The sequence below is a fragment of the Pantoea sp. EABMAA-21 genome (assembly GCF_030053335.1).
Classification (GTDB): domain Bacteria; phylum Pseudomonadota; class Gammaproteobacteria; order Enterobacterales; family Enterobacteriaceae; genus Pantoea; species Pantoea communis.
Window position 1 is genome coordinate 162,146 of the sequence record NZ_JASGBX010000009.1, and the last position, 20,411, is coordinate 182,556.

At 56.7% G+C, this 20,411-nt stretch carries 17 protein-coding genes; 7 read left to right on the top strand and 10 right to left on the bottom strand.

The window, feature by feature from the left end; all coding sequences use genetic code 11:
- Nucleotides 1–19 precede the first annotated feature (19 nt).
- The 8 genes from panC to thpR form a co-directional block, all read right to left on the bottom strand.
- Nucleotides 20–874, bottom strand: coding sequence for a pantoate--beta-alanine ligase (gene panC / locus QMZ65_RS14885; protein ID WP_097118371.1), 855 nt, complete (start codon nucleotides 872–874; stop codon nucleotides 20–22).
- Between the two features lie 15 nt (nucleotides 875–889).
- Nucleotides 890–1,684 carry a 3-methyl-2-oxobutanoate hydroxymethyltransferase gene (gene panB, locus QMZ65_RS14890; RefSeq protein ID WP_160833519.1) on the bottom strand — a complete coding sequence of 265 codons (795 nt, stop codon included), beginning with the start codon at nucleotides 1,682–1,684 and terminating at the stop codon, nucleotides 890–892.
- Nucleotides 1,685–1,766: 82 nt separating this feature from the next.
- On the bottom strand, nucleotides 1,767–2,252 hold the full coding sequence (gene folK / locus QMZ65_RS14895; protein ID WP_160833518.1) for a 2-amino-4-hydroxy-6-hydroxymethyldihydropteridine diphosphokinase: 486 nt from the start codon (nucleotides 2,250–2,252) through the stop codon (nucleotides 1,767–1,769).
- On the bottom strand, nucleotides 2,249–3,664 hold the full coding sequence (gene pcnB / locus QMZ65_RS14900) for a polynucleotide adenylyltransferase PcnB (RefSeq protein WP_217992809.1): 1,416 nt from the start codon (nucleotides 3,662–3,664) through the stop codon (nucleotides 2,249–2,251). The genes folK and pcnB overlap by 4 nt, the downstream gene beginning before the upstream one ends.
- Before the next feature lie 36 nt (nucleotides 3,665–3,700).
- A complete protein-coding gene (gene gluQRS / locus QMZ65_RS14905) occupies nucleotides 3,701–4,636 on the bottom strand; it encodes a tRNA glutamyl-Q(34) synthetase GluQRS (RefSeq protein ID WP_211729122.1) in 936 nt (311 codons plus the stop codon).
- Between the two features lie 69 nt (nucleotides 4,637–4,705).
- Nucleotides 4,706–5,161, bottom strand: a complete 456-nt coding sequence (gene dksA, locus QMZ65_RS14910; RefSeq protein WP_034829547.1) for an RNA polymerase-binding protein DksA — start codon at nucleotides 5,159–5,161, stop codon at nucleotides 4,706–4,708.
- 258 nt (nucleotides 5,162–5,419) lie between these two features.
- Nucleotides 5,420–6,136, bottom strand: coding sequence for a DNA/RNA nuclease SfsA (gene sfsA / locus QMZ65_RS14915; protein WP_283003689.1), 717 nt, complete (start codon nucleotides 6,134–6,136; stop codon nucleotides 5,420–5,422).
- Nucleotides 6,137–6,676: an RNA 2',3'-cyclic phosphodiesterase gene (thpR, locus tag QMZ65_RS14920; RefSeq protein ID WP_097118377.1), complete on the bottom strand. Its 540-nt coding sequence runs from the start codon at nucleotides 6,674–6,676 to the stop codon at nucleotides 6,137–6,139. It lies immediately after the preceding gene.
- Between the two features lie 25 nt (nucleotides 6,677–6,701).
- On the opposite strand from thpR, the gene hrpB reads away from it, so the two are divergent.
- The 6 genes from hrpB (at nucleotide 6,702) to fhuB (ending at nucleotide 17,996) form a co-directional block, all read left to right on the top strand.
- On the top strand, nucleotides 6,702–9,173 hold the full coding sequence (gene hrpB / locus QMZ65_RS14925) for an ATP-dependent helicase HrpB (RefSeq protein ID WP_097118378.1): 2,472 nt from the start codon (nucleotides 6,702–6,704) through the stop codon (nucleotides 9,171–9,173).
- Nucleotides 9,174–9,271: 98 nt separating this feature from the next.
- On the top strand, nucleotides 9,272–11,818 hold the full coding sequence (mrcB, locus tag QMZ65_RS14930) for a bifunctional glycosyl transferase/transpeptidase (RefSeq protein ID WP_058960863.1): 2,547 nt from the start codon (nucleotides 9,272–9,274) through the stop codon (nucleotides 11,816–11,818).
- Between the two features lie 212 nt (nucleotides 11,819–12,030).
- A complete protein-coding gene (gene fhuA / locus QMZ65_RS14935; protein WP_283216242.1) occupies nucleotides 12,031–14,244 on the top strand; it encodes a ferrichrome porin FhuA in 2,214 nt (737 codons plus the stop codon).
- 93 nt (nucleotides 14,245–14,337) lie between these two features.
- Complete coding sequence (gene fhuC / locus QMZ65_RS14940) at nucleotides 14,338–15,132, top strand: Fe3+-hydroxamate ABC transporter ATP-binding protein FhuC (protein WP_283216243.1); 795 nt, start codon at nucleotides 14,338–14,340, stop codon at nucleotides 15,130–15,132.
- A gap of 9 nt (nucleotides 15,133–15,141) precedes the next feature.
- Nucleotides 15,142–16,020 (top strand): Fe(3+)-hydroxamate ABC transporter substrate-binding protein FhuD, encoded by an 879-nt coding sequence (fhuD, locus tag QMZ65_RS14945; RefSeq protein WP_283216244.1) that lies wholly within the window; start codon nucleotides 15,142–15,144, stop codon nucleotides 16,018–16,020.
- Entirely contained in the window at nucleotides 16,020–17,996 is a 1,977-nt protein-coding gene (gene fhuB, locus QMZ65_RS14950) for a Fe(3+)-hydroxamate ABC transporter permease FhuB (protein WP_097118382.1), read from the top strand. The genes fhuD and fhuB overlap by 1 nt, the downstream gene beginning before the upstream one ends.
- A gap of 177 nt (nucleotides 17,997–18,173) precedes the next feature.
- Here the strand turns inward: fhuB and hemL are convergent, their stop codons facing one another.
- On the bottom strand, nucleotides 18,174–19,454 hold the full coding sequence (gene hemL / locus QMZ65_RS14955) for a glutamate-1-semialdehyde 2,1-aminomutase (protein WP_283216245.1): 1,281 nt from the start codon (nucleotides 19,452–19,454) through the stop codon (nucleotides 18,174–18,176).
- A gap of 222 nt (nucleotides 19,455–19,676) precedes the next feature.
- Here hemL and erpA point away from each other — a divergent pair, with 222 nt between their 5' ends.
- Nucleotides 19,677–20,024: an iron-sulfur cluster insertion protein ErpA gene (gene erpA, locus QMZ65_RS14960; protein WP_034829523.1), complete on the top strand. Its 348-nt coding sequence runs from the start codon at nucleotides 19,677–19,679 to the stop codon at nucleotides 20,022–20,024.
- Nucleotides 20,025–20,060: 36 nt separating this feature from the next.
- Here erpA and QMZ65_RS14965 read toward each other — a convergent pair whose 3' ends face one another.
- Nucleotides 20,061–20,312 (bottom strand): hypothetical protein, encoded by a 252-nt coding sequence (locus QMZ65_RS14965; RefSeq protein ID WP_034829521.1) that lies wholly within the window; start codon nucleotides 20,310–20,312, stop codon nucleotides 20,061–20,063.
- Between the last annotated feature and the right edge of the window lie 99 nt (nucleotides 20,313–20,411).

Below are 20,411 nucleotides of genomic sequence, written 5' to 3' on the forward strand. Positions count from 1 at the left end.
TGCGATTAAACGACGGAGGTTACTCCGTCAGATCCACTTGCTGATTATCGATCAGGCGCGCATTCCCCAACCAGGCGGCCATCAGAATCACGGCGCGCTGGCTATCCACCGTCAGCGGCTGCAAATTGTCGGCATCGCAAATGGCCAGGCCATCAGGGCGGAAGCCTTTCTCACGCAATGCGGCCTCGGCCGTTTCGATAATCTCTTCAACATGGCGTTCGCCGTTGTTCAGACGCTCGGCCATGCTGTTCATCACCTGGCTCAGACCCGCAGCAATCGCGCGCTCTTCGCTGGTGAGATAACCGTTACGTGAGCTCAACGCCAAACCATCTTGCGCGCGTACGGTTGGCACGCCGACAATCTCGATATCGAAGCCCATGTCGGCCACCATCTTGCGAATAATGGCTAACTGCTGGAAATCTTTCTCACCAAAACAGGCAATATCGGGCTGCACCAGATTAAACAGTTTGCTCACAATAGTGGACACACCGCGGAAGTGACCGGGACGACTGGCACCTTCCAGCAGAGACGATAACCCCGGAACTTCAACGAAGGTCTGGCTATCCAGCCCTTTGGGATACACATCCGCTGGCGCAGGGGAAAACACCAAATCGACACTGTGACGATTGAGCTTCTCGCAATCGTCCTGCAAGGTGCGGGGATAACGCGCCAGGTCATCGGCGCGTTCAAACTGCATCGGGTTGACGAAGATCGAGACCACCACGATATCGGCCCGCTCGCGCGCTTCATCTACCAACGTCAGGTGGCCGTCATGCAGGTTGCCCATGGTGGGTACCAGCGCGATACGTTTGCCTTCCTGCCGCCAGCGACGAATTTCTCGTCGCAGCATCGGCAGCGATTCAATAATCAGCACTGCAACTCTCCTGATTTACTGGAAACTGTGTTCGGCGGCAGGGTAGATGCCCGCCTCAACGTCGGCAATATACTGGCGAATTGCCGCGCGAATGTCGCCGGTTTCCGCGAGGAAATTTTTGGCAAATTTAGGAATATGACCGCCGGTAATGCCAAAGGCATCGTGCATCACCAGAATCTGTCCATCGGTGACGTTACCCGCACCAATGCCAATCACCGGAATGTTTAACGCTTTAGTGATGCGCTCTGCCAGCGACACCGGCACGCACTCCAGCACCATCAACTGTGCTCCGGCGGCTTCCAGCGCCAGTGCATCGGCCAGCAAACGCTCCGCGCCCGCTTCATCACGGCCCTGCACCTTGTAGCCACCAAAGATGTTCACAGACTGTGGCGTCAGGCCTAGATGACCACAGACCGGCACGGCGCGCTCGGTAAGCATACGCACGGTGTCTGCCAGCCATTCACCGCCTTCCAGCTTCACCATGTTGGCACCGGCACGCATCAGTTGAGCGGCGTTATCGAAGGTTTGCTGCGGTGTGGCGTAACTCATGAACGGCAGGTCGGCCATCACCAACGCATTCGGCGCGCCTCGGCGCACGGACGCGGTGTGATAAGCGATATCCGCCACGGTGACAGGTAATGTGGATTCATGGCCTTGCACGGTCATGCCAAGGGAGTCGCCAATCAGCATCACCTGAATGCCTTCATCGGCAAACAGGCGGGCAAAGCTAAAGTCGTAGGCCGTCAGGGTGGCAAATTTGCGGCCACTGGCTTTGAGCTGGCGTAAATGGGAGATGGTTGTCGGTTTCATCGCACACTCCAGAGTTTTCTGATGCGCGCAGTGTACTGGATTGATTGAAAAGGCGATACGACCGTAGTGCGATTATTGCCGCCTACTCAGACCACAAGCGGATGGTGCTGCGATCCAGCGTGGCGAGGATGCCGGTCAGTGGCTGACCGTTGGGCAAGCGCAGGCCAGGCGCGATTTCCAGCAGCGGTACCAGCATAAACGCACGGTTGTGCATGTCGTAGTGTGGCACGGTGAGACGTGGGGTGTGAATCATCTGCTGGCCAAACAGCATGATGTCGATATCGAGGGTGCGCGGACCCCAGCGCTCCGCTTTGCGCACTCGTCCGTGTTCCAGCTCGATACGTTGCGTATGATCGAGCAGCGCTTCAGCTTCCAGCGTGGTGTCCAGCGCGACCACCGCATTCAGGTAATCGGGCTGGTCTGGCGGGCCGTACGGTGGCGTGCGATACAGCGAAGAGGTGACGACGCGCGAGGTGTGCGGTATCGCATCAATCGCGGCCAGCGCTGCATCAACCTGATGCAGCGGGTCGGCCAGATTACTGCCTAAGGCGAGGTAAACACGAATCATGATGCGCTATTGGTATCGCGGCGCGGGCCGGTTGGACGACGGCGCGGACGACGTGGTTTGCGACGCGGTGCCACCGGATCATCGCCCAGCGTGTTCATCATGGTTTTCTGCTCGACCGGCGCCGCAGCCTGGAACTCGCCCCACCAATGGGTCAGGCTTTGCAGTTCGCGGTTGTGTTCCACATCGGCTCGCAGCGCCAGCAGATCATAAGCGGCACGGAATTTAGGATGCTCCATCAGCTTCCATGCGCGTTTGCCATGACGACGTGACATGCGCAACTGCAGCTGCCAGATATCGCGAATCAGGGTGGTGATACGCTTAGGAATCGCCAGCGCACGGCAGGCTTCATCCAGCGTTTCGTTCATCGACAGCGCAAAGGCGTCGTAATAGGTCAGTCCGCTTTCCTGCGCAATGCGTTGGGCCGATTCCAGCTGCGGATACCAGAACATCGCGGCAAACAGGAAGGCCGGATTGACGCGCATATCGTTCTGAATGCGGTTGTCGGTGTTCTTCAGCACCTGAGCCAGCATTTTCTCCATCAGACTGTCGCTTTCGGCGGTGAAGCCACGCGTCAGGGTAGGGAACAGCGGCTGGAACAGATGGTACTCACGCATCATCTGATAGGTACGGAATCCGTAACCGGCTTGCAGCAATTTAAGGGATTCTTCAAACAGACGCGCAGGCGGAATGTCATTCAGCAGCGTGGCCAGGCGCGGAATCGGCTCGGCAGTTTCCGCGGCAATGCGCATCTCCAGCTTGGCGGCAAAACGCACCACGCGCAGCATACGTACCGGATCTTCGCGATAACGGGTTTCCGGATCGCCAATCAAACGGATCACGCCGTCTTCCAGATCCTGCAAACCGCCGACGTAATCACGTACGGAGAAATCCGCAACGCTGTAATACAGGCTGTTGATGGTGAGATCGCGGCGCTGGGCATCATCTTCGATGCTGCCAAAAATGTTATCACGCAGCAGCATGCCATTCTGGCCGCGCTGGGAGTTGTTGCGATCGTCTTCAGCTTCTTCCTGGTGATGGCCACGGAAAGTCGCGACTTCGATCACTTCAGGACCGAACATCACATGTGCCAGACGGAAACGACGACCGACGAGACGGCAGTTGCGGAACAATTTGCGCATCTGCTCAGGCGTGGCGTTGGTGGTGATATCAAAGTCTTTTGGCTTCTTACCCAGCAGCAAATCGCGCACGCCGCCGCCTACCAGGTAAGCTTCGAAACCGGCTTTATTCAGGCGATACAGCACTTTAAGGGCGTTTTCGCTGATATCTTTGCGTGAGATGTTATGGCTTTCACGGGGAATGACGGTCATCAGACTTTCAGTTTCCACCTCTTCAGGCGCCTCCTCGTCACGCTTGAGGACTCTCCGGCAAAAATTTGCGACTCGGGTAAAAATGGGACACCTCGACAGTGATAAAAGGGTGTTAATAAATCAGCGGCTAATCATAGCTTGTTGCGAACCATTTAGGAATGGCGATGTCGCCTCATCCGTGATTCGCGCGTTCTGTTGTGGGATCAGTTGGATACTCCACTGTGCCACCGCGTTATCGAGCAGTTGCTCCACTGTGGCATCTTGCCAACTCTCTAAAACCGATTGCCCCAGCAAGTGCAACGCGCATACCAGCAATGGGCGCGCATCCCCATCAGGTAGAGCGGGCGCATGATTCTGTTTAGAGAGCTTATTGCCATCGTCATTGATGGCCAGCGGCAGGTGCAGATACGCAGGCACCGGCCAGCCGAACTGCTGGTAGAGCGCGATTTGACGCACCGTGGGTTCAATCAAATCTGCCCCGCGTACGATTTCCGTCACACCCTGAAAATGGTCATCTACTACTACCGCCAGGTTATAAGCAAACAAACCATCCCGGCGATGGATAATAAAATCTTCTTCCGCCAGCGAGCGCTCTGCCGCTAAATGGCCGCGCAGGCGATCGTCAAAGCCATAAACCGGCGCATGCTGACGCAGGCGCAGCGCTGCGTTCTCTGCAGGGAGATGTAATTCCCGACAGTGACCGTCGTAGAACCCCCCAAGCTGCTGAATACGGCTGCGCGTGCAGGTACAAAAGTAGCTTTGACGGTGCTGTTGCAGCCAGCTCAGCGCTTCCCGGTAGGCATCATGACGATGCGACTGCCACAACACGTCGCCATCCCACTGCAGGCCATAATGCTCCAGCTGTTTCAGGATGCGTGTCGCTGCGCCAGCCACTTCTCGCGGCGGATCGATATCTTCAATACGCACCAGCCAACGGCCTTGTTGCGCACGCGCGCTCAGGTAGCTGCCTAACGCGGCTATCAGCGAACCAAAATGCAGATCACCAGAAGGAGAGGGAGCGAAACGCCCAACGCAGGAAGAGGTTGAAGAGTTCATTTTGAGGTGCACCGCACGCCGGGAAAACAGTGGTTTTCCCGGCGTGCGGCGACAGTCTGCTCACGGCCATTAGCCTGCCATCTGCTTCTCGCGGATTTCAGCCAGCGTTTTGCAGTCGATGCAAAGATCGGCAGTCGGACGCGCTTCGAGGCGACGAATACCAATTTCTACACCACAAGAATCACAGTAGCCGAAATCGTCGTCATCCACTTTCTTCAGCGTTTTTTCGATCTTTTTGATCAGTTTACGCTCACGATCGCGGTTACGTAATTCCAGGCTGAACTCTTCTTCCTGTGCGGCACGGTCTACCGGATCCGGGAAGTTCGCAGCTTCGTCCTGCATATGCGACACAGTGCGGTCTACTTCATCCCGAAGTTGGTTGCGCCAGGCTTCCAGAATCTTGCGGAAATGGCTCAGTTGGGCGTCGTTCATATACTCTTCGCCCGGTTTCACCTGATACGGCTCCACACCAGCGATGGCGAGGATACTCAGGGACGATGTTTTACGGTTTTGCCCTTCTTGCATGTTGTTTCTCCTGGATAACACGCCCTTCCCGTCATACTTCAGGTTGCATGTGCATTGGCTAAATTGACCACCGACTGCCAGCAACGCGAATTATTAAGGGGTATATCGATTCCCATCAGGGAAAAAACAGGCCGCTATAAATAGCAGAAGCAGTCAAGGTTGGCAATTATTCATATTCGCACCTTGACAAGCCTGTGAGGAACAGCGTATTTAGCGCACCGCCCAGAACATTCCTATCACAGCAAATTGCTATAAATATTACAACTCTACGTTAATCGTCACGGCGACGGGCTGAGTGAGTAACATTTGAGCAGGTGAAATCTGAGCCTGATACGCCAACACTTCCACTCCACAGCGTTGAGCCTGTCCCAGTAGTTCTGCGTAGTGTGCGTCGATATGGCGCGCCGGGGAGACGTCCTCAATCCCCGTATGCAGAACGGCGAACAACAAAACAGCTCGATGACCCTCTGCCGCGATAGCACTGAGTTCGCGCAGATGCTTCTGTCCTCGAGCCGTCACCGCATCCGGAAAAAAGCCTTTACCCTGCTGTAAAAGGGTGACGGACTTGACTTCAATATAGCAGTTTGATCTGCCCTCCGCTTGCAGCAGGAAGTCAATTCGGCTTTTTTCCGTGCCGTATTTGACCTCGGGTTGGCAGTGAGTGTAAGCGGACAATTCTGGAATGGCGTCAAGGGTTAAGGCTTCACGTACCAGTTGATTGGCTCTGAGTGTGTTTACGCAGATCCAGTGGCCTTGCTGTGTCTCGGTCAATTCCCAGCTGTGCGGATACTTGCGCGTGATGCTGTCTGAGGTGGAGTACCACACGGTATCGCCCGGTGTGGCGCAGCCGGTCATCGCGCCGGTATTGGCGCAGTGAATGGTCAGTGTCTCCCCCTCTGGCGTCACGACATCGGCAAGAAAGCGCTTATAGCGCGCGATAAGACGAGCGGGTTTTAACGGTGGATCAAACTGCATTCAGGCTCCTGACGAAGAGGGCAATGGCCAGCGCGCCAGCCGCCGATAGCGGGTGCGTCCCTGGCTAAAGGTCGATGAGAACAGCGCAAAGTCACTGACATCGTACTGCCAGTGAAAGCCGCGCGGGGGTAAGGCCACTTTTTGCGTGGCGTGGCGCAACAAGGTGATATGCGGGTGAAAAGGCTGCGCACTCTGGGCGCAGCCATGGCGTGCCGCCTGAGCACGCAGCAGGCTCGCTAACTGCAACAAGCCGCGTGGCGCACGTTGGCAGCCAAGCCACACGACACCGGGGCGCGGCCAGTGTCCCGCATCATCCAAATCCAGGCTAAAACCGGGCTGAACAATGCGCGAAGCTAACTGCTGTAACTGCTGCGAGGTCTCGGCACTGACATCCCCCAGAAACGCCAGCGTCAGATGCAGATTGGCGGCGGCCACCGGTTTTCCTGCCCCTTCTGCAAAGTGATCTGCGCGCCACTGTACCAGCTGTTGCTGGAGTGGCGCGGGCAGTTCGAGGGCAAAAAACAGACGTTGTATCGACATGGTGACGTGGCCGTTGAGTGCTACAATGCGCGCCATGTTAGCACAGGCAGAGTGGGAGTTAAGTGTGAGTGAATTACCGGTAAGTGAGGTGCTGCCTGCATTGCTCGATGCATTGTCTCAGTCATCACAAGTTTTACTGGCGGCACCCACCGGCGCGGGAAAATCGACCTGGCTGCCGCTGCAACTGCTACAGCAGTCGGTGCTGCCGGGGCGCATCATTATGCTTGAGCCGCGTCGTCTGGCGGCGCGAAATGTGGCGCAGCGCCTGGCGGATCAGTTGGGGGAACAGCCCGGTGGCACCGTGGGTTATCGCATGCGCGGTGAAAACTGCTGCGGCCCCCATACGCGACTGGAAGTGGTGACCGAAGGCATTCTGACGCGCATGTTGCAGCGTGATCCGATGCTCGAAGGTGTGTCGCTGGTGATCCTCGATGAGTTTCATGAGCGCAGCCTACAGGCTGATTTGGCGCTGGCGCTGCTGCTGGATGTGCAACAAGGGCTGCGCGATGACCTGAAAATTCTGCTGATGTCCGCAACGCTGGATAACGATCGGTTGCGTCAGCTGCTGCCTGCTGCGCCTTTTATTGTTTCTGAAGGACGCAGCTTTCCGGTGATACGCCGTTATGCCTCACTCAACCCGCAGCAACGTTTTGACGAAGCGGTGGCGCGAGAAGTGGCGCAGTTGCTGCGTGAGGAGTCGGGCTCGCTGCTGCTGTTCCTGCCGGGCGTGGCAGAAATTGAGCGCGTAAAGCGCGAGCTGGAATCCCGCGTCGATGAAGACGTGGATCTCTCTCCTTTATATGGTGCGCTGTCATTGGATGCGCAGCGTCGAGCGATTCTGCCTGCGCCTGCCGGTCGCCGCAAAGTGGTGCTCGCCACAAACATTGCCGAAACCAGTCTCACTATTGAAGGTATCCGCTTAGTGGTGGATAGCGGGCTGGAGCGTTCGGCACAGTTTGATGTGCGTAGCGGCGTCACGCGCCTGCAAACGCAACGCATCAGCCAGGCTTCCATGACCCAGCGAGCCGGGCGAGCCGGGCGTCTTGAACCCGGTATTTGCCTGCATTTGCTGCCGCAGGAGCAGGCGATGCGTGCAGCGGCGCAAAGTGAACCCGAAATCCTCAATAGCGATTTGGCTGCGCTGCAGATCGATTTGCTGCAATGGGGTTGCCAGGATGCGTCACAGCTCTGCTGGCTGGACGCGCCACCGCAACTCAGCTTGCGAGCGGCACAGGCTTTGCTAACGCGCTTAGGCGCATTAGAAAACGGCAGGCTTAACGCGCGCGGCCGTAAAATGGCGACGCTTGGCAGCGATCCACGTTTGACGGCGATTCTGTGTGCGGCACAAAGTCAGGATGCCATCGCCAGTGCCGCTCTGCTGGTGGCGATACTTGAAGATCCACCGCGCAACGGTAGTGCAGATTTGCGCGACGCCCTTAATCGACCACAGCCGCATTGGCAAAGGCGCGCGCGTCAGTGGCAGCAACGGTTGAATGCCAGCGATGGCCGCGTCAATCCCGATCTTTTCCCCGCATTATTGGTGGCAGGCTTTGCCGATCGTCTGGCGCAGCGACGAGGCGAAAGCGCACGCTATCAGCTGGCTAACGGTATTGGCGCCATGCTGGATGAACAGGATGGCCTGAGCCGCTATGAGTGGTTAATCGCGCCGACCCTGTTACAGGGCGCCAGTGCCGCCGAAGCCCGCATGTTACTGGCGCTGCCGGTAGAGATAAGTGCGTTACGCCAGCAATGTCCTGAACTGGTGTCGCAGCGCATTGATGTGGAATGGGATGAAGAGAAAGGGACATTGCGCGCCTGGAAACGGGAACTCGTGGGTGCGCTGGTCCTAAAAGCACAGCCGCAGGCGCGACCGGAACCGGAGATTTTACACCCGGCGATGTTGCGCTGGATCCGCGAAAAAGGGCTCTCGGTACTCGGCTGGACCCCCGAAGCGGAACAGCTGCGTTTGCGTTTGCATTGTGCCGCCGAGTGGCTGCCGGAAGAGGCGTGGCCGCCATTGGACGATGAGAGCCTGCTCGACTCGCTGGAGCGTTGGCTGTTACCCGAGATGGGTTCCGTGCGCGATCTCAAGAGCCTGCAGGCCGTCAATCTTGTCAGCGCATTATTACATTTGCTGACATGGTCACAACGTCAGCGGCTGGATACTGTGCTGCCAACTCATTACACTGTGCCGACCGGAAGTCGCCTGCCTATTCGTTACGATGCTGAAAAGCCTCCAGCGTTGGCAGTGCGTATGCAGGAGATGTTTGGGGAAGCGCAAAATCCCGCGGTGGCCGAAGGCCGCATTCCGCTGGTGCTGGAGTTGTTGTCACCGGCGCAGCGTCCGTTGCAGATCACCCGTGATCTCGCTGCGTTCTGGCGCGGAGCCTATCCTGAAGTGCAGAAAGAGATGAAAGGGCGCTATCCCAAACATCCCTGGCCCGACGATCCGGCAAACGCCTTACCGACAAGGCGCACCAAGAAATTTTCATCGTGACACTCTGTGGATCGAATTCAGAGGGTTCTGCCATGCGCAGCACGAGAAAGCAGTTAGAGTAACGGCCGTAGCCGTAGCTATGCCTGGAGAATAAAAGCATGTCTGGGAACGATCGCGAACCTATTGGGCGTAAAGGAAAAGCGCCAAAGCCGCCGCGCAGCACTGCGCGCCGGGGTCGCCGCAGGGAGCTTGATGATGATATCGATCAGGACGATTTTGACGAAGACGATGAGGAGAGCACACCGGTGCCACCAAAAGGTAAAGGGAAAGGAAAACGTCCGCCACGCGGCAAACGTCGTTGGTTAGGCTGGTTAATTAAGCTTTTCCTGGTCTTTGTGGTCGTGATGGTGGCCTGGGGCATCTATCTCGACTCTGAAATCCGCAGCCGCATCGACGGTAAAGTGTGGCAGTTGCCTGCTGCTGTCTACGGCCGCATGGTGAGCCTTGAGCCGGGGATGTCGTACGACAAAAAAGAGATGATTGCGCTGCTGGAAGGCACGCAGTATCGCGAAGTGTCGCGCATTACCCGTCCGGGCGAATTTAGCGTCAAAGGCAACACCATCGATCTGCTGCGTCGTCCGTTTGACTTCCCGGACAGCAAAGAGGGGCAGATCAACGCCCGTCTGACGTTCAGCAACAACGAACTGAGCGAGATTAAAAACCTCGATACCGGACGTGATTTTGGCTTCTTCCGCCTTGATCCACGTTTGATCACCATGCTGCAATCGCCGAACGGTGAGCAGCGTCTGTTCGTGCCGCGTGCGGGCTTCCCGGATCTGCTGGTCAGTACGCTGATCGCGACCGAAGACCGTCACTTCTATGAGCATGATGGTATTAGCCCGTATTCGATTGGCCGTGCATTCCTTGCCAATATCACGGCAGGTAAAGCGGTACAGGGCGGCAGTACCTTGACGCAGCAGCTGGTGAAAAACCTGTTCCTGACCAACGAGCGTTCACTGTGGCGCAAAGCGCGTGAAGCTTACATGGCAGTGATCATGGATGCGCGTTACAGCAAAGATCGCATCCTTGAGCTGTACCTCAACGAGGTTTACCTCGGTCAGGCGGGCAACGATCAGATCCGTGGCTTCCCGCTGGCGAGTTTGTATTACTTCGGTCGTCCCGTCGATGAGCTGAGCCTCGATCAGCAGGCGATGCTGGTCGGTATGGTGAAAGGTGCTTCGCTGTATAACCCGTGGCGCAACCCGAAACTGGCCCTCGAGCGCCGCAACCTGGTGCTGCGTTTGCTGCAACAGCAGAACGTCATCGATCAGGAGCTGTACGATATGCTCTCGGCGCGTCCGCTGGGTGTGCAGCCGAAAGGGGGCGTGATCACGCCGCAGCCTGCCTTTATGCAGATGGTACGTAACGAGTTGCAGGCCAAACTGGGCGACAAGATTAAAGATCTGTCTGGCGTGAAGATCTTCACCACGCTCGATCCTATCTCTCAGGATGCGGCGGAAAAAGCGGTCGAAGATGGCATCCCGGCGCTGAAAAAACAGCGTGGCTTGAAGGATCTGGAAACCGCGATGGTGGTGGTGGATCGCTTCAGTGGTGAAGTGCGTGCCATGGTGGGCGGTGCCGATCCGCAGTTCGCGGGCTATAACCGTGCGCTGCAGGCGCGTCGTTCTATCGGTTCACTGGCTAAACCGGCGACCTATCTCACCGCATTGAGCCAGCCGAATACCTATCGGCTGAACACCTGGCTGGCGGATGAGCCGATTGCGCTGAAACAGCCGAACGGTTCCATCTGGAAACCGATGAACGACGACAAGCGTTTCAGCGGCAAAGTGATGCTGGTGGATGCCTTAACCAACTCCATGAACGTACCTACCGTAAATCTGGGGATGACATTGGGTCTGCCTTCGGTGGTGGATACCTGGACGAAGCTGGGCGTGCCGAAAGATCAGCTTAATCCGGTGCCAGCGATGTTACTGGGAGCACTTAACCTGACACCGATCGAAGCGGCACAGGCGTTCCAGTCGATCGCCAGCGGCGGTAACCGCGCCGACCTGTCGGCGGTACGTTCGGTGATTGCTGAAGATGGCACGGTGTTGTACCAGAGCTTCCCGCAGGCGCAACGCGTTGAACCGGCGCAGGCTGCTTATATGACCTTGTACACCATGCAGCAAGTTGCCGATCACGGCACCGCCCGTGCGCTGGGCGCGCGTTACCCGAATGCCCATCTGGCGGGTAAAACCGGTACCACCAATGATCTGATCGATAGCTGGTTTGCGGGTATTGATGGCAAAGAGGTCGCGATCACCTGGGTTGGCCGCGACAACAACCAGACGTCGAAGCTGTACGGTGCGAGCGGTGCGATGCAGATTTATCGCCGTTATCTCGACAACCAGGCGCCGATGCCGCTGGTGCTGACACCGCCAGAAGATATCACGCAGATGAACGTCGACTCTGCCGGTAACTTCGTGTGTGGTTCTGGTAGCAGCACCTGGCGTTCACTGCCGGTGTGGACGTTAGATCCTAACGCGCTGTGCCAGCAACAGCAGCAACAGATCCAGCAACAGCAGCAGATCCAACAGCAGCAAGAGTCGCAACCTCAGCAGCAGTCACCTCAGCAGCAGCAGGGTGAGCAGAAAGATGCTGACGGCGTGGCGGGCTGGATCAAGGATATGTTCGGCAGCAAATAGTTAGCTGCAGAAAACTGAGGGCGCTACGGCGCCCTTTTTCATGCCTGTGATTTGTTAATCGCGATCATGGACATGCACGATCTGGTGGCAAACGCACCGCCATCAGGCATTACATCTTGCGGATCTCGCCAAACTTCGCCTAAAATCCGTGCGTCTAATAATCATTCTCGTTTGTATTCACCTGCGTCGTTTTCTTTCCGAGAGATCCTTTTATGAATACGCGAATTTCAAATCCTTGTTCTGCCCGTGCTGCGACTTCCCGCCGTACGCTCGCTTTATTAATTTCTTTAACTCTGGGTACGCTGAACGCACAGGCGCTGGCAGAAGATACCGTGGTGGTGACCGCCAATGGCGGCAACACCGTCGCGCAGGAAAGCGCATGGGGTCCGGCTCCTACCATTGCCGCGAAACACAGTGCTACCGGCACCAAAACCGATACGCCGATTGAGAAAAACCCACAGTCGGTTTCGGTGGTGACGCAGGAAGAGATGGCGATGCACGCTGTAACCAGCGTAAAAGGTGCGTTTAACTACACGGCTGGCGTGCTGACGGGTAACCGCGGCAGCTCAAGCGTAATCGATGCGCTTTCAATTCGTGGCTTTAGCGAAACCAACACTAACCAATATCTTGATGGCCTGAAGCTGCAGGGGGATAACTACTCCGAGTTCGCTATTGATCCTTACTTCCTTGAGCGTGCGGAACTGCTGCGTGGCCCGGTTTCCGTGCTGTACGGCAAAAGCAACCCAGGCGGCGTGGTGTCACTGGTGAGCAAGCGCCCGACGCAGGAAACACTGCGTGAAGTGCAGTTCCAGATGGGCACCGATAACCTGTACTCAACGGGCTTCGATTTTGGCGGTTCGCTGGATGATGACGGTGTATATAGCTATCGCCTGACGGGTCTGGCTCGCAGCGCCGACGCGCAGCAGGAGATGAACAAAGAGAAGCGCTACACCATCGCGCCTTCGTTCAGCTGGCGTCCTGATGCCAATACCCGCTTTGACCTGCTGACCTACTTCCAGAATGAACCGGAAACCGGTTATTACGGCTGGTTGCCGCGTCAGGGCACCGTGGTAGGCATTACCCGCCCGGACGGTAGCAGCTATAAACTGCCAACCAACTTTGATGAAGGCGAAGACAGCAACAAGATCTCGCGCAACACCAAGATGGTGGGTTACAACTTCGAGCACAGCTTTAACGATACCTGGACGGTGCGCCAGAATCTGCGTTATGCGGATTTGAGAACCAATTACCGCAGTATTTATGGTAATGGCTTCAACGCTGCCACCAATGAAATTACCCGTGGTTCGGCGGTGTCAGATGAGAAGTTAAATCAGTTTGCGGTAGATACGCAGGCACAGGCCAAATTTGGCACTGGCGCAGTGGATCATACTTTGCTGATGGGTGTGGATTACCAGCGCACCCGTAATGATATTGATGCGGCGTTTGGATCAGCATTCCCAATTAGTGCGTTCAATCCTCAGTATGGTAACGATGCGCTAGATGGTGCTGCGTTCCCTTACCAATATCTGAATCGCCAAGAGCAAACCGGTCTGTACTCTCAAGATCAGATGGAATGGAACCGTTGGGTGCTGACCTTAGGTGGACGTTACGATTATGCGATGACTTCAGCACTGAATCGTAACGGCAATACCGAAGTGAAAAATCACGATCAGGCCTTCACCTGGCGTGGTGGTCTGAACTATGTGTTTGATAACGGCATTGCGCCGTACTTTAGCTACAGTGAGTCCTTTATTCCGAATTCTGGGACTACCGCCTCGGGCCAGCCGTTTGATCCATCGCGTGCTAAGCAGTATGAAGCCGGTGTGAAGTATGTTCCTAAAGATCGTCCGGTTGTCGTAACTGCTGCGGTGTATGAGCTGACCAAAACCAAAAACCTTACCGCCGATCCAAACAACCTTAACTTCAGCGTACAGAGCGGTGAAATCCGTTCTCGCGGTGTTGAATTGGAAGCCAAGGCAGCACTGAACGCCAACATCAACATGACTGCGTCTTACACCTATACCGATGCCGAATACACTGAAGACACAGTGCTGAAAGGTAGAACACCAGTGCAGGTGCCGAAGCATATGGCATCGCTGTGGGGGGATTACACCTTCCACGAAACGGCATTGTCAGGTGTGACACTGGGTGCGGGTGTGCGTTATGTAGGTGAAAGCAAAGGGTTATATGCAGAGAATACGCAGAATGGCAGTAACTCAAACCAAAACTTCGACGTAGCGGGTTACACCACCGTCGACGCAGCGCTGAAATATGACCTCGGCCGTTTCGGTCTGCCGGGCTCTTCTGTGGGTGTTAATATCAACAACCTGTTCGATCGTGAATACGTTGCCAGCTGCTATCGTGATTACGCCTGCTACTGGGGTGCTGAACGTCAAATCGTTGGTACCGCCACCTTCCGCTTCTGATTCGTCAGGGCGAATATGTTGTGATTTTGGGCGGCCTCAGGGCCGCCCCCTTCAGAATCAGATCGGTTTTGTGCTAATTAACCAGGGATCACCATGCAGCATCCGCACCACGAAGAAACCACCTTCACGCTGGATAATGTCAGCTTTCGCGTACCTGGACGCACGTTGCTGCATCCACTTTCACTCACCTTTGCGCCGGGTAAAGTGACGGCGCTGATTGGCCACAACGGCTCGGGTAAATCCACCTTGCTGAAAATGCTGGGGCGTCACCATGCGGCAAGTGAAGGTCAGGTGCTGTTGAACCGCGATGCGGTGGAGAACTGGGGCAGCAAAGATTTTGCGCGCCAGGTGGCCTATTTGCCGCAGCAGTTACCGGCGGCAGAAGGGATGACGGTGCGTGAGCTGGTGGCGATTGGTCGTTATCCGTGGCACGGTGCGCTTGGGCGCTACGGCCAGGAAGATCACGATCGCGTGGAAGAAGCGATTACGCTGGTGGGCTTGAAACCGTTCGCCGGGCGTCTGGTGGATAGCCTGTCAGGCGGCGAACGCCAGCGCGCGTGGTTAGCGATGCTGGTGGCGCAGAACAGCCGATGCCTGCTGCTGGATGAACCCACTTCCGCACTGGATATTGCGCATCAGGTGGATGTGCTAGCTCTGATTCAACGTCTCAGCCGCGAGCGTGGCTTGACGGTGATTGCGGTACTGCACGACATCAACATGGCGGCGCGCTATTGCGATCGCCTGGTGGCGCTGCGCGGCGGCGAAATGATTGCGGAAGGCGGGCCTGATGTCATCATGCAGGCCGATGTGCTGGGCAATATCTACGGTATTCCGATGGGCATCTTGCCCCATCCACAAGGCGGTGCTCCCGTCAGTTTTGTTTACTGAGGCCTCGCCATGTTCGACATTTCACGCCGTCGCTTGCTGACGGCGCTGGCACTGACGCCACTGATGAACGTTGCCCCATTGCGTGCGGCAACACCCGATCTGCAGCGCATCCTGGCGCTGGAATGGCTACCTGTTGAGCTACTGATGGCGCTCGGTGTATCGCCGCTCGGTGTGGCTGATTTGCGTAACTACCACATCTGGGTTGGCGAGCCGCAGCTGCCTGCCAGCACCATCGATCTCGGTTTACGCACCGAACCCAATCTGGAGTTGATGACGCAACTCGAACCTTCGCTGATCCTGCACTCCAACGGCTATGGCCCAGGATTGGATAAGCTCGCACGTATCGCGCCCACCATGGGCTTTGATCTGAATAGCGGGGACGGTAAACCGTTAAGTACTGCCCGTAAATCACTGCATGCGCTCGGTGCCCGGCTGGGCCGGGAAGCGCAGGCGGTACAGCATCTGCAATTCCTGGATGAGCAGCTAGCGGCAGCGCGCGAACGTCTCAAACCCTGGGCAGATCGTCCGGTGCTGCTGATGTCATTGATGGACAGCCGTCACGCCATCACGTTTGGCACCAACAGTCTGTTCCTCGAAGTGATGGAAATCCTTGGCCTGAGTAACGCCTGGCAGGGTGAAACCAATTTCTGGGGCAGTGCCGTGGTTGGGCTTGAGCGGTTAGCCGATGTCGGCGATGTGCAGGTGATCTGTTTTGATCACGATAACGATCGTGACATGCAGCAGGTGATGAAAACTGCGCTGTGGCAGGCGCTGCCGTTTATCCGCGCGGGCCGCTTCAAGCGTGTGCCTGCCGTCTGGTATTACGGCGCGACCTATTCAGCGCTGAAATTTGTTCGCGTGCTGGAACACGCGCTGGAGTCGCACTGATGCGCCATCGTCTCTTTCCTGTGATGCTGCTAAGCAGCATGTTTTTACTGGCGCTGGCGCTGACCTTTATCAATCTGCGTGACGCGCTGCCAACGGCGCAGTGGTCACAAGCCTTCTTTGCGCCGGACATCAACAGTATCCAACAGGTGGTGTTCCATCACAGCCTGTTATCGCGTCTGGCGCTGGCGCTGTTGGTGGGGGCGGGTCTCGGATTGGCCGGTTTACTGTTTCAGCAGGTGCTGCGTAATCCGCTGGCGGAACCGACCACGTTGGGTGTGTCATCCGGTGCACAGCTCGGTATTACGGTCGCCACGCTCTGGCATTTACCGGGTGGTGAGCTGACACAGCAATTTGCTGCGATGGCGGGCGCAGTGCTGGTGGGCATCCTGGTATTTGGCGTGGCCTGGGGCAAACGGCTGTCACCCGTGACACTGATCCTCGCCGGGCTGGTCCTGAGCCTGTATGCCGGTTCGGTGAATCAAATCTTTGCCATCTTCAATCATGATCAGCTGCTGAATATGTTCTTGTGGAGCACCGGCACACTGAATCAGATGGATGGGCACAACGTCGCCATGCTGTGGCCGCGTCTGCTGTTGGCTTTTGTCGTGGCGCTGGCATTGCTGCGCCCCTTGACGCTCATGGGGCTTGATGACGGCGTAGCAAAAAATCTCGGTCTGGCACTGTCTGCTGCGCGTGTCGGCGCACTCGCTCTGACGATTCTGTTAAGTGCGCAATTGGTGAACGTCGCCGGGATTATCGGTTTTATCGGGCTGTTTGCACCACTGCTGGCGAAAATGCTCGGGGGGCGTCGCTTACTCAGCCGTATGCTGCTGGCTCCGCTGATTGGTGCCTTACTGCTGTGGCTGGCCGATCAGTGCGTATTGTGGCTGACCAGCCACTGGCGCGAGGTTTCCACCGGCACAGCGACCGCGTTAATTGGCGTACCGATTCTGCTGTGGCTGTTGCCGCGTTTACGTACCGGCTCGGTTCCACCGGCGATGAATATGGGCGACAAGGTGCCGGCAGAGCGCCAGAAGGTGGTGCTGTGGTGTGGCATTGGCCTTGGGGTGCTGGCGCTGCTGAGCGTTATCGGCATCTCCTTTGGTCGTGATGCACACAGCTGGACGTGGGTGAGTGGTGAGATGCTGCATCAACTGCTGCCGTGGCGTGCACCTCGCGTGCTGGCGGCGTTAGTCGTGGGGATGATGCTGGGTGTTGCAGGTGCGTTGATTCAGCGCCTCACTGGCAACCCGATGGCCAGTCCGGAAGTGTTAGGCATCAGTTCCGGCGCGGCCTGTGGTGTGGTTGTGATGATGTTCTTTGTGCCGGGTGACGCCGTGGCGTGGTTGCTGCCCGCTGGCGCATTAGGCGCGGCGCTGACGCTGCTGGTCATTATGCTGGTCGCCAGTCGCGGAGGTTTCTCACCGGAGCGTATGTTGCTGGCGGGCATGGCGCTTAACAGTGCGTTTGTCACCTTACTGATGGTGTTAATGGCGAGTGGCGATCCGCGCATGGGCGGCCTGCTAAGCTGGATTTCCGGTTCGACGTACAACATCAATATGCCGCAGGCAGTGCAAAGCGCCGTGGTGGGTATCGTATTTATTGCGCTCGCGCCACTGGCGAGCCGCTGGCTCACACTGCTGCCGCTGGGTAGTGCGACGGCACGTTCAGCGGGTATGGCATTAACAGGTTCGCGTCTGGCCCTGCTGCTGCTGGCGGCGGCGTTAACGGCTACGGCGACCTTGACCATCGGCCCGTTGAGTTTTGTCGGTTTGATGGCGCCGCATATCGTGCGCATGCTGGGCTTCAGGCGCGCATTACCGCAGGTGTTGATGGCGGGATTATTAGGCGGCGGATTGATGGTGTTTGCAGACTGGTGCGGCAGGATGCTGGCCTTCCCGGATCAGATCCCTGCAGGTTTAATGGCGACCTTCTTCGGCGCGCCGTATTTTATCTGGCTGTTGCGTCGCGCATAAACGCGCAACCTACGTCAATCGGCGCTTACAGGGCAGCTGCGCATAATTGTGCAACCTAACGGAAATGGGTGTATGCGTGTAGCTGAGCATAACGATGTGCCTTTAGGGGACGTTGTGCCTCAAGGGACAGCCGGGCACATCAATGAAGGGGCGCCATTCCTGGCGCCCGCTAATGGCTTACAGCTTCGCAAAGCTGCGGCGTGCCGCATCAATGGTGCGCTGAATATCTTCCTGGCTGTGTGCCAGCGACATAAAGCCCGCTTCAAAAGCAGAAGGTGCGAGGTAAACACCTTCTTCCAGCATCAGGTGGAAGAAGCGCTTAAAGCGCTCAACGTCGCATTTTGTCACGTCGGCATAGCAGGTTACGCTTTCGGCATCGGTAAAGAAGATACCGAACATGCCGCCAACGTGGTTGATCACCAGCGGAATGTTTTCTGCTTTTGCCGCTGCCAGCAAGCCTTCAGACAGTTGGGTGGTGAGGTCGGTCAGAGTGCTGTGCGTGCCCGGTTGAGCAATCTGCGTCAGGCAAGCAAAACCGGCCGCCATGGCAATCGGGTTACCGGAAAGCGTGCCCGCCTGGTAAACCGGACCCGTTGGTGCCAGTGCAGCCATCACATCACGACGACCACCAAATGCGCCCACCGGCATGCCGCCACCGATGATTTTGCCGAGACAGGTCAGATCCGGCGTGACATCGTAATAAGCCTGAGCACCGCCCAGCGCCACACGGAAGCCGGTCATCACTTCATCGATGATCAGCAGCGCACCAAACTCATCACAGAGTGCACGCAGGCCCGGCAGGAAGTCCGGTTGCGGTGGGATGCAGTTCATATTGCCCGCAACGGGTTCAACGATGATACAGGCGATATCTTCTGGATATTGCTCGAAGGCTTCGCGTACTGACGCCAGATCGTTGAAAGTGCAGGTCAGGGTGTGTTTAGCGAAATCAGCCGGAACACCCGGCGAGTTCGGTTGGCCCAGGGTCAATGCGCCGGAACCCGCTTTCACCAGCAGACAGTCGGCGTGGCCGTGGTAGCAGCCTTCAAATTTGACGATCTTGTCACGATGGGTAAAGCCACGAGCCAGACGAATCGCGCTCATGGTGGCTTCGGTGCCGGAGTTCACCATGCGCACCATATCCATACTTGGCACCAGCTCACACACCAGCTCGGCCATTTTCACTTCCATTTCGGTTGGGGCACCGAAACTCAAACCACGAGATGCCGCTTCAATCACCGCATTGCGGATATTGGCGTTGTTATGCCCCAGCACCATTGGGCCCCATGAACCGACATAGTCGATGTAGGCTTTGCCATCGGCGTCATACAGATAAGCGCCGTCGGCGCGTTCGATGAACAGCGGCACGCCGCCCACACCGGTAAAAGCACGTACCGGGGAGTTCACACCGCCAGGGATCAGGCGTTGCGCTTCGGCATACAGGTTTTCAGACTTACTCATTGCTCGGCTCCTGCTGTTCTGGAAAAAAATTCTGGCGCCATTCTAAGGGAAGAGTCGCCCGATTAGAAAGGCAAGCGGGTGCGAAAGCCTTTTAAAGCTATACTTTAGCGCAGCGCAGGCGGCACACAGTGTCAAGCGCAGTACTTGATTGCACTGGGCGGCTGGCAGATAATAGTGAAATTAAGGTCGTTTTCTGACCTGGACGTTTACCCGGAGTAAAACATGAGTGACGACGTAGCAGCGCTGCCTTTGCAATTCACTGAAGCAGCAGCGAAAAAAGTGAAAAATTTGATCGCGGATGAAGAGAATCCTGAGCTGAAACTGCGCGTGTACATCACCGGTGGCGGTTGCAGTGGTTTCCAGTACGGTTTTACTTTTGACGATCAAATGAATGACGGCGACATGACCATTGAAAAGCAAGGCGTGGCGCTGGTGGTTGATCCAATGAGCCTGCAGTATCTGGTGGGCGGTTCGGTTGATTATACCGAAGGTCTTGAGGGTTCACGTTTTATCGTGACAAACCCGAACGCGAAAACGACTTGCGGTTGTGGTTCTTCCTTCAGCATCTGATCCCCTTTTCTGACCGCCGTTCTGGCGGTCAGAACGTTACCACTCTACGGTCACTAATCGTGACGACTCACGACGCTTCGCATCGCGCTTTAACACGCTTTCGGTCACGCGCGGCTGTGCACTGAAGTGACGTCCACAATCAATCGATGGCAATGTTTGTTCGCTTTGCCGTGAGATATCGCAGCGGGAAAATATGGTCAACGTGACGGCAATAGAGCCGGTGGAGGTCGCCGCGCCAATTGGCGCAGCCATCGCAAGCCCTATGGCCAGGAGCAGTGCTCTGGTCATTGATAATTCCTGGTGAAGTCAAAAGTTGCGCGGTGCGCAAAAAGGGCACTGAGCATACGTGGCCGCAGTGCCTTGTATTTTGATTTTCGACAATTTTTG